Origin of the sequence: Companilactobacillus zhachilii (genome assembly GCF_003606365.2) — a bacterium.
Lineage (GTDB): Bacteria > Bacillota > Bacilli > Lactobacillales > Lactobacillaceae > Companilactobacillus > Companilactobacillus zhachilii.
In genome coordinates, this window is record NZ_CP031933.2 from 668987 (window position 1) to 683753 (window position 14767).

The 14767-nt window shown below is 36.1% G+C and carries 11 protein-coding genes; 7 read left to right on the top strand and 4 right to left on the bottom strand.

Annotated features, from left to right (window positions below):
* The first annotated feature begins 82 nt into the window (after positions 1–82).
* The 4 genes from D1B17_RS02905 to D1B17_RS02920 all read left to right on the top strand — a co-directional run bounded on the left by D1B17_RS02905 (position 83) and on the right by D1B17_RS02920 (position 4013).
* A complete protein-coding gene (locus D1B17_RS02905) occupies positions 83–532 on the top strand; it encodes a DUF3290 domain-containing protein (RefSeq protein WP_120143125.1) in 450 nt (149 codons plus the stop codon).
* Between the two features lie 8 nt (positions 533–540).
* Complete coding sequence (locus D1B17_RS02910) at positions 541–1170, top strand: DUF421 domain-containing protein (protein WP_120143124.1); 630 nt, start codon at positions 541–543, stop codon at positions 1168–1170.
* Between the two features lie 271 nt (positions 1171–1441).
* Positions 1442–2902, top strand: coding sequence for a multicopper oxidase family protein (locus tag D1B17_RS02915; protein ID WP_120143123.1), 1461 nt, complete (start codon positions 1442–1444; stop codon positions 2900–2902).
* A gap of 484 nt (positions 2903–3386) precedes the next feature.
* Complete coding sequence (locus D1B17_RS02920) at positions 3387–4013, top strand: DUF6198 family protein (RefSeq protein ID WP_240704442.1); 627 nt, start codon at positions 3387–3389, stop codon at positions 4011–4013.
* Between the two features lie 640 nt (positions 4014–4653).
* Here D1B17_RS02920 and D1B17_RS02925 read toward each other — a convergent pair.
* Entirely contained in the window at positions 4654–5856 is a 1203-nt protein-coding gene (locus D1B17_RS02925; protein ID WP_120143122.1) for a GGDEF domain-containing protein, read from the bottom strand.
* A gap of 367 nt (positions 5857–6223) precedes the next feature.
* Here D1B17_RS02925 and D1B17_RS02930 point away from each other — a divergent pair, with 367 nt between their 5' ends.
* Entirely contained in the window at positions 6224–7585 is a 1362-nt protein-coding gene (locus D1B17_RS02930) for an FAD-dependent oxidoreductase (protein ID WP_120143121.1), read from the top strand.
* A gap of 476 nt (positions 7586–8061) precedes the next feature.
* Here D1B17_RS02930 and D1B17_RS02935 read toward each other — a convergent pair whose 3' ends face one another.
* On the bottom strand, positions 8062–8745 hold the full coding sequence (locus tag D1B17_RS02935) for an EAL domain-containing protein (RefSeq protein ID WP_120143120.1): 684 nt from the start codon (positions 8743–8745) through the stop codon (positions 8062–8064).
* 69 nt (positions 8746–8814) lie between these two features.
* Positions 8815–9249 (bottom strand): GNAT family N-acetyltransferase, encoded by a 435-nt coding sequence (locus D1B17_RS02940; protein WP_120143119.1) that lies wholly within the window; start codon positions 9247–9249, stop codon positions 8815–8817.
* Positions 9250–9445: 196 nt separating this feature from the next.
* Between D1B17_RS02940 and D1B17_RS02945 the strand changes: the two genes are divergently transcribed.
* Entirely contained in the window at positions 9446–10789 is a 1344-nt protein-coding gene (locus D1B17_RS02945) for an FAD-dependent oxidoreductase (protein ID WP_120143118.1), read from the top strand.
* Positions 10790–11674: 885 nt separating this feature from the next.
* Here the strand turns inward: D1B17_RS02945 and fba are convergent.
* Positions 11675–12544: a class II fructose-1,6-bisphosphate aldolase gene (gene fba / locus D1B17_RS02950; protein WP_120143117.1), complete on the bottom strand. Its 870-nt coding sequence runs from the start codon at positions 12542–12544 to the stop codon at positions 11675–11677.
* 1052 nt (positions 12545–13596) lie between these two features.
* Between fba and wecB the strand changes: the two genes are divergently transcribed.
* The gene (gene wecB / locus D1B17_RS02955) at positions 13597–14739 is read left to right on the top strand and encodes a non-hydrolyzing UDP-N-acetylglucosamine 2-epimerase (protein WP_120143116.1); all 1143 of its coding nucleotides are present in this window, start codon (positions 13597–13599) and stop codon (positions 14737–14739) included.
* Positions 14740–14767 lie beyond the last annotated feature (28 nt).

Genomic DNA, 14767 nt, shown 5'->3' on the forward strand with positions numbered 1-14767 from the left:
ATTGACGAATTTTCGAGTCAAATGTGAACGTGATAGCGCTTTTTTGCTATACTGAGATTATAAAATAGATGAGGGGATATAAATGAACTTTTATTCATATCAGTATTTAGTTGAACATAATAATGAGCCTAATTTTTTGTTTATCATTGGGACTTTCGTATTAGCAGCAGCTATTTTTGTGACTAGTTTTTTATATTTTAAAAATCGCTCTGATAATAAATATCGAGATCTGTTGATAATCTTTGCCTTTGGAATCATTTTATTCATTGGTATTAATTACAACAATTATGAGCAGCAACTTGATGTTAATAATAAGACTAATCAAACATTGGAACTAATGCGGTCAGTGGCAAAGGAAAAGAAGCTTTCAACTAAGCATCTTTATTCCAATAGTTCTAGTTTGAGTGAGGGAATGTTGATTAAGTCGGGAAATGATATTTATCGAGTTAGTTTCGATAATAATCAGAGCAGCTACACTTTGACTAGAGCAAGTATTATTAGCTCTCAAAGTATTAAATTAATTAATAAGTAGGTGAAAAAATGGCGCTAGCATATGGAGATTTAACATTAAAATTCATTATTGGATTCTTATTTATGGTTTTGCAAATTAATTTATTTGGACGAGGTAATATAGCCCCAACCAGTGCGATTGACCAACTACAAAACTACGTTTTAGGTGGAATCGTCGGAGGGATGATTTATAACGCTAGTATCACGATTCTGCAGTTTACGTTAGTTTTATTGATCTGGACAATGGTAGTGTTTGTCGCTAAATTTCTGACGAATCACAATAATTTTTTCAAGAAGGTGATTGAGGGGACTCCACAACAGATTATCAAAAATGGTGTCATCGATGTTGATTTAGCGTTACGTAACGGTCTTTCAGCCAATGATTTGTCCTTTAAATTGCGTCAGGCCGGGGTTATGGATGTCAGAAATGTTAAACGGGCTGTTTTTGAACGTAACGGTCAATTAACATTAGTCATGAAAAATGAGGATAGTATTAAATATCCAATTATTTTGGATGGCAAAATTGATGAAGAAGAATTAAGCGGTATCCGTAAAGATGAAGCTTGGCTTGAAGCGGAATTGAAAAAGCGTAATTTGGAGATTGCTGAAGTTTATATGGCAAACTATATTGATAATCAGTTAATCATTTATACTTATTAATTTATCTTAGGTATGCCAAACTTAATTTTTAAAGTAGTGGCAACTGTATTAGAATAGAGTAGTATTAAATTTTGGTGGTGATAAATATGGCAGGTGGTTCCAAGTGGTTCTCTGTGTTCATGCTAATTTTTTATGCGATTTTATTATACTTTGTCTTCGCTGATAAAAATATGATAGCAATGTATATGATGGCTATTGGCATGTTTGTAGAGGCGTTAGTAAATTGTATTTGTACTTTTCAATCAAAAACTAAATAGGGTGGCGATTTTAAATGTCAGAATCACAAGTTTACAAAGATTACTTTTTCGATGAACCAGTATTTGACTTACACGATGGTGGATATATTCCACTTGAAAAGGCCGATGTGCCTGATAAACCTTTGAATATCCCGGCAGCTTTGAAACCAGATAAGGTTGACGGAAACGATGTTTATTACACAATTACAGCTCAGGAAGGTGAAACACAAATTTTACCTGGAGCTAAGACAAAGACTTGGGGCTACAATGCTTCACTATTAGGAACAACCATTGTTTTGAAACAAGGGGTTCACTATCATGTACATCTAGTTAATAAGTTGCCAGAAGTTACAACATTCCACTGGCATGGATTAAATGTTACCGGACCTATCGTTGACGGTGGCCCTCATGCGCCAGTTTATCCAGGTGGCAGTCGTGACATTGATTTTACTTTGGATCAACCAGCACAAACTGATTGGATTCACCCACATCCATGTCCAAATACAGCTCGTCAAGTCTGGAATGGACTAGCTGCAGCGGTTGTTGTTACTGATGACGAAGAAGCTAAGTTACCATTCCCAAGAAATTACGGTGTGGATGATATTCCGGTTATTTTACAAGATAGAAGTTACCATGATAATCAACTTGATTACAAAGCTGACTATGATATGGATGGGACATTGGGTAAGTATGCTTTAGTTAATGGCACAATCAATGGTGTTTTCAATGTTACAACCCAAAGAGTTCGTCTAAGAATTTTGAATGGTTCAGATCGTCGTGAATGGAGATTGCATTTTGACGATGAGCATGAATTTACTCAAATTGCTTCTGATGGTGGAACATTACCTGAACCAGTGAAATTCACTAGATTAATGTTGACTTGTGCAGAGCGTGCTGAAGTTATTGTTGATTTTGGTGATAAAAAGCCAGGTGATGTCGTTACTTTGATGAGTGACAATGTCCCAGTTATGAAGTTTAAGATCGGTGAATATCAACGTGAAGATGTAAAATTGCCTGAACATCTCACAACGATTGATGCTCCAAAAGTAACACCTGGTCTTCCTGTAACGAGAACAGTTATGTCAGGAATGGATGATAAAGTTCGTCTTGATGGCAAGTTGTTCGATATGCAAAGAATTGACCGTAAGCAAAAGATTGGCGATACTGTCCTTTGGGATGTCGTTAATACTAATGATATGGACGGTGGTATGATTCACCCATTCCATATGCATGGTTGCCAATTCTTAGTTTTGAGCCGTAATGGCAAGGCACCATATCCAAATGAGCATGGTTGGAAAGATACTGTTGGTGTTAATGCTGGTGAAACAGTTAGAATTGCTGTTCAATTTACTAAATTTGGTGTTTACATGTATCACTGCCATATCCTTGAACATGAGGATACTGGGATGATGGCTCAAATTGAAGCTTATGATCCTAATGTTAAACATGAATATCATTTGATTAGTATGGATGAAATGAATCATCCTTCAAAGTAGTTTCTTATAAAGTGTAGTTATGCTGTGGAGGCCGCCTACAGGAACCAGAAAATTAGGTTGCTGTGGGGACCGACGAAAGCCAAGGTCTTTCGTCTCGATTTTGAACTTCGCAAGGTACGCGAATTTCAAAAGTCGTCCCGTGGTGTAAGGGATAAATCCCTAACGCCACCTTCACGGCAACCTAATTTTCTGGTTCCTTCCGGCTAGTTTATTCTTTGTTTGAAGGGTACTACATTATTTAAGTTAAATAGAATCAAAGAGACTAGATATTTTTCTGGATTTAATATCCGGATTAAAAATATCTAGTCTCTTTTTAGTTTTGTGAGAGTTGGACAAAGCTGAATATGTTTTCTCCAACTCTCAAGGTCAGTTAATATGTCTATCTATGACATAAAATAACGAAGTGTGTCATAATGCAATCATAGTTTGCTAATTGAGTAGGAAAAGAGAGTTTATTGTGAAGCAGGGGAACTTTAAGAAACGGATGGGGTATTTAATTTTTGCTATTGTGTTGGATGCTTTTGCCAATGCGTTGATGATTAATAGTAATATGGGGAGTGCTGTTTGGACGGCTTCTGCGGTCAATATTTCGTCCGTTTTACATTCGTCTTATGGGACTACTTTGTTCGTTTATGCTGTAATTGTTACGGTTGTGAATCAATTTTTATTGGGTAAATTTGACGGACATATCTTTTTATCCAATTTATTATTTTCACTACCATTCAGTTATTTAGTGGGATTCTTTTCATTTATCTTAGATCCCTTTAAACTAAACGGGCTACCATTGCTATTTCGAGTCGCTGTGGACGTTTTAGGATTAATAGGGGTCTCTGTGGGAACTTCGATTTATCAGCGCTGTAACTTGATTCAACACCCCAACGATGAGCTGGCATATTTGTTACGTTTCAAATATTTGCATGGTTCGGCTGGTTGGGGACAGTTGTTTAGTTATACGCCGCCAATTATCATTATGATTATTTGTTACTTTACCACTGGACAGATTTTATCTGTTGGTATTGGGACTGTTTTGGCAATGTTCTTTCAGGGGATTATTATAGGGATGTCAGACACAATTGTGTTACCTTCGTTAAAGCATCATTACTCGTTTTAAGTTTTGATAACAGTTGTATTAAGAAAAGGTGAATATGAATAAATTTATATAGAAAAGAGTTAAAATAATTTGTTTATTCGCTTGCGATAGAAGTCGGTATGGTTTACTATTGCTAGTAGGGACTACCAGATTCAAAAACAACTGATTCCTTCCCGACGGTGAGATTAATTTCTCACTATTTTTTTTGCTTTAAAATAGGTGAGTAATGTGGTGTGCCGCCTACAAGAGCAAGAAAAATTAGGTTGCTGTGGGGACCGGCCTGAGCCAAGGTCTCAGCCCTCGATTTTGAACCTCGCAAAGTACCGCGAGTTTCAAAAGTCGTCCCGTGGTGTAAGAGCTAAAGCTCTAACGCCACCTTCACAGCGACCTAATTTTTCTTGCTCTTTCCGGCTAGTTTATTCTTTGGTTTTGAATCAATAGTGAATAATCTAGGGTCTTATTACATCAGTTAAAAGATTGACTATCACCACGCATATTAAATATGCGAATTAAGATAATGAGTATGAACAACAAGTATATAAGTTATTGAATAAAACCCAATTTTTCTATTAAAAAAAATGGCGCTAGCAATCCAAAATCGGATTACTGACGCCATTTTGCATTAGTGCTCGAAAGCTGAACTCTGTGGGCAACTGCTCAATTAGGTAGTTAAATCATCAAAGTTATGTGTGGTTCCTTCAACCGTAATTCGGTTACGACCAGCATTTTTAGATTGATATAAAAACTGATCAACGCGGTTAAATAAATCGTCGAAATCTGTATCTTTGGAAGCTAGTTTTGAAACGCCAAAGGAAATGGTGATATTCAAGCACTGGCCGTTTAAAATTAACGGTGTATTTACCAAGGTATTGCGTAAGTCGGTAATGATGGAAGTACACTCTGTTGGACTTTTACCACGGAAGATGATAATAAATTCCTCACCACCAAAGCGGAACAATTGTCCTTTGGCATCGGTTAGAAACATTTCTCGTTCAATGGTATGAGCGACGTGTTTTAATACTTCGTCACCGGTGGAGTGGCCGTACTCATCGTTGAAGTTCTTAAAGTGGTCGATGTCGAACATTGAAACTGTTAATGGTACGTCTTCTTTAGAGTATGTGTCATAAATTTCTTTAGCAGTTTTGTCTAAGTTAGCTCGATTGCGGACACCGGTAAGCTCGTCATAATTGACTTGAATCTGCAGGTCATTATAGTTAAGCATTGTGTCTTGGAGCTTCTTGGCGCAAAAACGGATAATCGACATATATATTAGGAAGACAATTAACATATTAATAATTTCGTATGCAGGGAAAGTATGGTCAGTCCATAATAAGACCCACCAGGCTAATCCGAATAACGTCTGCATACCGAGGTATTTCCATTCTTTATCTTGTAGTTTTTCAGTTTGATTGTAAATGTACAAGATAATCACAATTAGAACTAAGTACGAAATAATGAACAATGGTAAAGTTTTGTTATCAAATCGTTTAAAAATCATGGCTTGATAATACAATAGTGGCATTGCCAAATTAATCAGTAGGGTGATTTTGTTACGCATTAGGTACATGCAATATAGCAGAATCGTCAATTGGGCATTTGCATATAACCAACCATTATTGATGGAACCACTGTTGAGGATAAAGAAGATTTTTTCCAGCATGACCATACTAAAGGCAATGGCAACACCTTCGATTAAATGAACGGAAACTTTATTCAATACTGGTGATCGTTTGCTGATGCGCCTTTCTAGGGAATACGCAATAATTGTAATGATTGTAATTAAACCAATTGTCACTAAAGTAATAATTGCCGAATCTATATTTAGATAATTCTCGATAGCTTTTTCTAAAATCTTTTCTGACAAATTAAACCCTCAATTATTTTTTATTTTAACTAGTGTGTCGTGTTAAGTTATAAAATTCCTTGTGCTGCTTACAATGGCAAGAAACTAAATACAAAAGCCAGCACAATGCGTTAGATACTAAAAATAAAGTTTATTATAAACTAATTTATATTATAACGAATGTTTCTATCTTAGGACAACCGCTCAGAAAAATAATGAACGAAATAATCAAAAATATTTATAATTATTTAATTACATAATTAATATACTACTATTCATTTATAAAAATATAGGGTTATAATTGATGGTAATGGTGTTGACTTTTTTAATATATTGTTGAAAAGTCATATTATAGTTTATTCAATTCAGAAAATATGGGGTGTTATTTATGAAGGTAATCGTTGTAGGATGTACGCATGCTGGAACAGCGGCCGTTGAACAAATTTTACAAGACCATCCGGAAACTGAAATTACAGTTTATGAACGTGATGATAATATTTCGTTCCTATCTTGTGGAATCGCACTTTATTTGGGTAGAAAAGTAAAGCGTCTTGAAGATATGTTTTATGCTAGTCCCAAAGATTTGGAAAAATTGGGTGCTAAGGTACATATGAAGTATGATGTTTTAAAAATTGATTCTAAAAACAAAACAGTCATGTGTGAGAATATGAAGACACATGAAATAATCAATGATACCTATGATAAGTTGATTATGACAACTGGTTCAACCGTTGCAGTCCCACCAATTATGGGAATTTCGGATACACGAATTTTAATGTGTAAGAGTTATGCACAAGCACAAGAAATTTACGAAACAGCCAAGAAGTATCACCATATTACCATTGTTGGTGGTGGCTATATTGGGGTTGAATTGGCTGAGAGTTATGCCAACACTGATCACAAGGTAAGTTTGATTCAGTCACGTGACCAAGTTTTAAATAATTATATTGATAAAGATACTTCTGAAAATGTTATTAACTTACTTAAGGAACACGGTGTGGATATCTTTTTGAATGAACGTGTTACTGGTTTTGATCGTGACGATGATGATAATATTTTGATTGAAACAAATGAAACCGATCATCATGCCGATTTAGTAATCGTCTGCACAGGCTTTGTAGCTAACACTGAATTGTTACGTGGGCAAGTTGATATGGACCGTCATGGGGCAATTATTATCAATGATTATACACAAACATCAAATCCTGACATCTATGCGGCTGGGGATGCATGTACAGTTAACTTTAATCCGACAAATAAACCAGCATATATGCCACTAGCAACTAATGCTATTCGTCAAGGTGCTTTGGCCGGAATTAATATTTTCGGTGACATTCAGAAGTACATGGGAACTCAAGCAACTTCTGCGATGGAATTGTTTAGTCATACAGTTGCTTCCACCGGTTTAACATTAAAACATGCATTAGATAACAAAATAAATGCTGATGCAGTAATTTATCATGATTATTACCGCCCTGATTATATGCCAACGACAGAAATGTTAACGATTAAACTTGTGTACAATAAGGATAATCGTCGGATTTTGGGTGCTCAATTCTTTAGTAAGCATGAAGTGGCACAGTCTGCTAATACAATTTCAGTATGTATTCAAAACAAAAATACGATTGATGACTTAGCCTTTATGGATATGTTGTTCCAACCAAATTATGATAATCCATTCAATTATTTAAACTTGGTTGCTCAACAAGCTGTGGCTAAGGAAAGAGATTCTAAAAAGATTGAAAGTTAATATGCTGTGGAGATGGTTGTAGGCCGCCTCCAGGAGCCAGAAAATTAGGTTGCTGTGGGGACCGACAAAAGCCAAGGTCTTTTGTCTCGATTTTGAACTTCGCAAGGTACGCGAATTTCAAAAGTCGTCCCGTGGTGTAAAGGCTAAAGCCTTAACGCCACCTTCACGGCAACCTAATTTTCTGGCTCCTTCCGGCTAGTTGATTCTTTGTTTTAAATAAGTTGTAAGTAGATTATTACGTTGTAGTCTTGACTACTTTTGTTCAATAACGATTAGAGAGCCAAGGACTAAAACATACTTATAATTTTTCAACCTTTAGTTTTCAATAGTTAATTAAAATGGAACCTAATGTAAAAAAGTTTGGGACAGAACATAGTTTTTTCCCCTTAAAACAAAATAGCTCCAGCAATCCCAAATCGGATTGCTGGAGCTATTTTAATACTCAAAGCTGAACATGTTTTGTTCCACGCTTTTATTTAAAACTTATTATCGTCTGGTTTTAACTTCAACAGACGGGGCTTGCCATAGAAATATCCTTGACGAAGGTCGATTTTCAATGAATCGGCTAAGGCATCATCGTTCTCATCTTCGATACCTTCCAAAATAAAGCGCAGGTTATTCTTTTTACAAAAATCACGCCAAAAGATTACTTTATCTTCAATATCTGGATCACGTAACTTTTCACCAAAATTTTGGATGGCAAATTTAATTTCTGAGGCTAGAGGTACCATGTCTTGAATTTGATCAAGTTGGTTGACTCCGGTTCCACAGTCGTCGAGACTAAAGTCCATTCCGTAATCGATAAAATCTTTGATCAATGGAATCAACTCGGAATTTGGCCATGGTTTGTCTGGTACATCTTCAGTTAATTCAACAACGAGTCGTAATGGCCGTAAAATGCGCTGTGCTTCGATAATAGCGTCTCGCACTTCCTTGTCCATTAATTGGTTTCGGTTGATGTTAACGGAGACAGAACCGATTTTAAGCGATAATAACTTAGTTGTCGCAATCAGAAGTGAAGCCATTGTATGTGAAGGTACGTCTGAAAAATTAGCAGGTGGTCGCCAGCCTTCAGGTGTCTTTTTTTTCATCAACAATTCATAGCCAATTAAAGAATTGTTGACCTTATCTAGTTGGGGCTGAATAAAAAATCTATACATAAAAAGGCTCCTTTGTAACATTCCCTATAATATCCCAAAAGTGACTAAATAATACTAACGGTAATACTACTACAAGTTAAGTTTCATGTCATGATGAAAGATTCCAACTTCGGTGTATTGTTTACCAATAACTTCAAAGCCAAGTTTTTTATAAAATGATTGGGCATGGTCTTGAGCGCCTAAAACAGCATATTTATAGTCATTATCACGTGCATACTGAATAATAGCTTGTATGAGATCAGATCCAAGCTTTTGATGACGAAATGCCTTTAAAACGGCAACTCGTTGAATGTGGACACCATTATCATTTGTTGGTGATATCCTAGCCGTGGCCACCGCTTGATGGTCTTGGTAAATATTAAAGTAAGTACATTTAGCTTCGTCTGCATCAATTTCTAAATCGGGTGAGACGTGTTGCTCTTGGACAAAAACCGTTTTCCTAATATTAAGACTATCATGGTAAACTGTTGATTTGTTACCAAAGCTGTGTTTAATTTCTTTCATAGTGAACTCCATTAAAAAAAGTCAATACAACAATATTATATTACAAAATCACCGAATAATTTGGTCGAAAACTGATATAAAAAATTACATTTTTTAATATGGAAATAATTTTTGCGTTGATATAATTTAACTAGGTGTTTGTGTTATGCTTAAAAGAATGAATAGGTATAAATAGTACTAGAGGAGGAACCGACTATTGAAAGTTGTTGTTGTCGGATGTACACATGCAGGAACGGCTGCAGTAGAACAGATTTTAAAAAAACATCCTGAAACTGAAGTTACGGTTTATGAACGCGAAGACAACATTGCCTTTTTGTCATGCGGTATTGCTTTATATTTAGGTAGAATCGTTAATAACCTCGAGGATATGTTTTATGCAGATCCTACCACCCTCGAAGGTTACGGTGCCAAAGTTCGGATGAAGCATAATGTACTTAAAATTGATTCTAAAGGCAAAAAAATTGTTGTTCAAGATTTACAAACTCAAGAGATTTTTGAAGATACTTACGATAAATTAATTATGACAACTGGTTCAGAAGTTGGTATTCCACCAATCGGCGGGATGGACAACCCACGTGTGCTCATGTGTAAGAGCTATGATCAAGCTAAAAAGATTTATGAGTCAGCTTTAAATTATCCAAGTATCGCAATTGTTGGCGCTGGTTATGTCGGAGTTGAATTAGCTGAAAGTTATGCTAATACGGTGCATGAAGTTACTTTGATCCAGTCACGTGACCAAATCTTAAATAATTATGTTGATGATGGATTATCAGAAACAATCATCGATAAATTAAAGGAACATGATGTCAAAGTTCGATTAGGTGAACGAGTAGCTGAAATCGAAGATGGCGATCAATTGACAATTAAGACTAAGTCGGGAAATGCTTATAAAGCTGATTTAGTCATTGTCTGTACCGGCTTTTTTGCTAATACGGATCTTCTTCGCGGCCAAGTACAAATGGATGGCTATGGCGCATTGTTAGTCAATGACTATATGCAAACGTCTGATCCTGATATTTATGGCGCAGGAGATTCATGTGTCGTTAAATTTAATCCAACTGGTGAAATTAAATATATTCCTTTGGCATCGCAAGCAGTCCGTCAGGGAACTTTAGCTGGAATTAACGTATTTGGTGATATTCGTAAATATATGGGTACGCAAGCAACGACAGCAATGGAAATCTTTGGCTACACGTTGGCTGAGACTGGGATTACTTATAAAAAAGCCATTGCCGGTGGAATAAATGCTGACTTTGTCGTTTTTCATGACTATTACCGCCCAGCATATATGCCTACGACAGAAATGCTAACAATTTATTTGGTTTATGATAAAGATTCAAGAAGAGTTATTGGTGCACAATTGTTTAGTAAACACGAAGTTGCACAATCAGCAAATGCAATCTCAATTTGTATTCAAAATAAAAATACTATCGATGATTTAGCTTTTGTCGACATGTTATTCCAACCAAACTACGATAATCCGTTCAATTATCTTAACTTGGTGGCTCAACAAGCAATTGCTAAAGAAGACGATGAATAATTTTAGAATAAACAAAAAGACCAACAGGCGGGGAACCTGTTGGTCTTTTTTATATGGTTGATTTTGGATAGGGGGTAAGAAATTAATTTTCGTCATTGAATGATGGGGTATTCAATGAATCGGGGAGATTATTATGATCCGTTGTATTTTTGGGCAAATTTAAGAAATGAGTTTTCCCCTCTATCGCATTGTAATTGGGAGTTACAAAAAATCAACTAAGTATCTAGAATAAGCATCTAGTCATAGAATTATAAAAAGTGATTCGTTTCTATACGGGAGGCAGATAGGCTTTGAAAACTCATTCCAGATGTTAACAAAGTTACTATGGAAGCCCCTCCTTTCTCTATGTTAGCGCTTTCTTATTGGTACAAACATAGTATAGCAAGTTTTTGTAAATTTCACAATATATAAAACTAATGATTTGGAAAAGAAATTGGATTGAGACCCTGTGGCATAGCGGAATTACATAGATATATCTTTTTGTTTATTTTTTTATTTATTTATGGTTATTTCACAATCGTTTTATTGATTTGACTAATTATTGTAAGGGGGCCGCCTCCGAGAACAAGAAATTTTGGTTGCTATGGGGACCGCTGAAAGCCAAGGTCTTTCAGCTCGATTTTGAACCTCGCCAAATGCGCGAGTTTCAAAAGTCGTCCCGTGGTGTAATGGCTAAAGCCATAACGCCACCTGCACAGCGACCAAAATTTCTTGTTCTCTCCGGCTAGTTTATTTTTTTTCTTGGTAGTTAGTGTAAGTTTATGTTTGAAACTTGGTGAGATTTAATTAAAGACTATTACTAGTAACCAGTAATATACGGTTGATATAAAAAAAGGGCACAAAAAAACAGGAACCTGAGTTCCTGTTTTTTATTATCAAATGTAATTATTTGATTGAAGGTGTACCGAACCATTCGATACGTTCCTTTGTTGTTTCTGTAATAGCCTTTGTACCAGGTGCAAGTAACTTACGAGGATCGTAACCCTTAGCATCGATATCTTTATCATGGCCAGCTTCAATATATTCACGAGTTGCTTTAGCAAATGCTAATTGCAATTCAGTATTAACGTTAACCTTTGAAATACCCATTGAGATAGCCTTAACGATTTGTTCCTTAGGGATACCTGAACCACCATGAAGAACAAGTGGTGTTGAGATTTCAGCAGCTAATTCTTGTAGACGGTCGAAGCTCAAACCTTTCCAGTTGTCAGGGTAAACACCGTGGATGTTACCAATACCAACAGCAAGGTAGTCAACGCCAGTAGCAGCAAGTGTCTTAGCTTCTTCAACATCAGCTAATTCACCAAGACCAGTAATACCATCTTCAGTACCACCAATTGAACCAACTTCAGCTTCAACAGACATACCTTTAGCGTGAGCTAATTTAACGATTTCCTTTGTCTTTTCAAGGTTTTCGTCAAATGGAAGGTCATGACCATCGAACATAACTGAGTTGTAACCAACTTCGATACATTCTTTAGCAGCTTCATAGTTACCATGATCCAAGTGCATAACAACTGGAACAGTGATACCCATTGATTTGATTGTGTCTTGTACAAGGTGTAGACATAGTTCGTAACCACCCATATACTTAGCAGCACCCATTGATGTTTGAACCAAGATAGGTGTATTTGTTTCTTGGGCAGCAGCTAAAATGCCACGAGTCCATTCCAAGTCGTTGATGTTAAATGCACCAACAGCATATTTGCCTTTACGGGCGTTGTTGAAAATTTCGTTACCGTTTGTTAAAACCATCGATAATCCTCCAAAAATTTCATTCATTATTTGAATACATTAATAATTTTAACTCAAAGTGAATAAAATTAATACATCTTTTAACAAAGTATTTCAGTAAACGTTTTATCTGAAATGAAAATATAAGTAAAAGGCTAATAGGTAAAGGATTATTAAAACTATTAGAATATACCACCAATATTTCTTAGAAACGGATTTAATTAGGGTGTTGTAGATTGCCAAGACTGCAAAAAAGGCAACGAGCGTGGTTAGGATACTGAGAATTACTAAAATAGTTAGATTTATCATGTGTTTTGATTAGACCTTTTTTTCATAAAGTAATGGAAAATTTGTTTTTTTGGGGGGCCGCCGGAAGAAGTAAGAAATTTTGGTCGCTATGGGGACCGATTCGAGCCGAAGGGCGGTCTCGAATCTCGCTTTTGAACTTCGCAAAGTACGCGAATTTCAAAAGTCGTCCCATGGTGTAAGAGCTAAAGCTCTAACACCACCTTCACAGCGACCTAAATTTCTTACTCCTTCCGGCTAGTTTATTCGTTGCTTTGGATATAAAAGTTCAATATATTTTTTTCATTTTTCAGTGATATTTAAATGAAACATTTTCGTTTAAATATACTATAAACAATTATGGAGTCCTTTTCGAGATGCTTTAGGTAAGATATTCTTCATATTTTATTTTTCTAATATATTTTATTAAGTGCATTCTTCGAGTTGATTTGATAAGCATAAATATCTCAAAAGTATTATTGCTCTAAAACTATATTGTTCTCGAAATAACAAAGAATTAGTCGGAAGAATCGGACAGTGGTTACTGGTAGTGAAAGTGGCGTTAGGACGACCGTTTTTGTCGTTCTTACACCACCGGACGTGTTTAAGACTTGCCGAACTTGCAAGGCTTAAACCGAGGCCCGAGACCGTGGCTCGGACCGTTCCGCACTGCCAGTAACCACTGTCCGATTCTGGAGACGGCAAATACAAAACGTACCTATAAGATTATGACTATCAGCAAGTTAATATCTCTGATATACTGGAACTAATTTATTGAGGTGATAATTTTGGATAAAATTAAAGTTATGACTGTTTTTGGGACGAGACCAGAAGCAATTAAAATGGCACCGCTTGTTTTGAAATTGAAGCAAAACAGTGACCGCTTTGAAACGGTAACGGTTGTTACTGCCCAACATCGGGAAATGCTTGACTCTGTTTTGGAAATTTTCAAAATTAAGCCCGATTATGATTTGAACATTATGAAGGAACGCCAAACTCTTAGTGGTATTACTGGTTTGGTTCTTAAAGAACTTGATAGCATTATTGAAAAAGAAAAACCAGATGTTGTTTTGGTTCATGGTGACACAACAACAACCTTTAGTGCTGCTTTATCAGCTTTCTATCATCAAACTGCTATCGGACACGTTGAAGCTGGTTTGAGAACATGGAATAAGTACTCACCATGGCCAGAGGAAATGAACCGTCAAATGACTGACGATTTAACTGATATTTATTTTGCCCCAACTACTGAAAGTAAAGCTAACTTGTTGAAAGAAAATCACAAGAAGGACAATATTTTTGTGACAGGTAATACTGCTATTGATGCTTTAAGAAGCACTGTTCACAAGGATTATCATCATGATGTTATGGATGTAATTGATCCTGAGAAGAAAATGATTTTGATTACTATGCACCGTCGTGAAAACCAAGGTGAACCAATGAAACAAGTTTTCAAGGCAATGAAAAAGGTTGTTGAAAAGCATGATGATATTGAACTAGTTTACCCAGTTCATTTGAATCCAGTCGTTCAACAAACCGCTAAGGAGATCCTTGGTGACGTTGACCGTGTTCACTTGATTGAACCATTGGATGTAGTTGACTTTCATAATCTTGCATCAAGAAGTTACTTTATCATGACTGATTCTGGTGGTGTCCAAGAAGAGGCTCCATCATTAGGAAAGCCAGTCTTGGTATTACGTGACACAACTGAACGTCCAGAAGGTGTGGCAGCGGGTACTTTGAAGTTGGTTGGTACCGACGCTGATGTTGTTGAAAAAGAAATGACACGTTTGATTACTGATAAAGCTGAGTATGATCGTATGGCAAATGCTAAGAATCCATATGGCGATGGTAAAGCATCCGATAGAATTCTTGATTCATTAAGCTACTATTTTAAGCAATCAACAGAACGTCCTAACGAATTTGAATAAAAAATATTTTAACTAAAAAAGAAGTCGT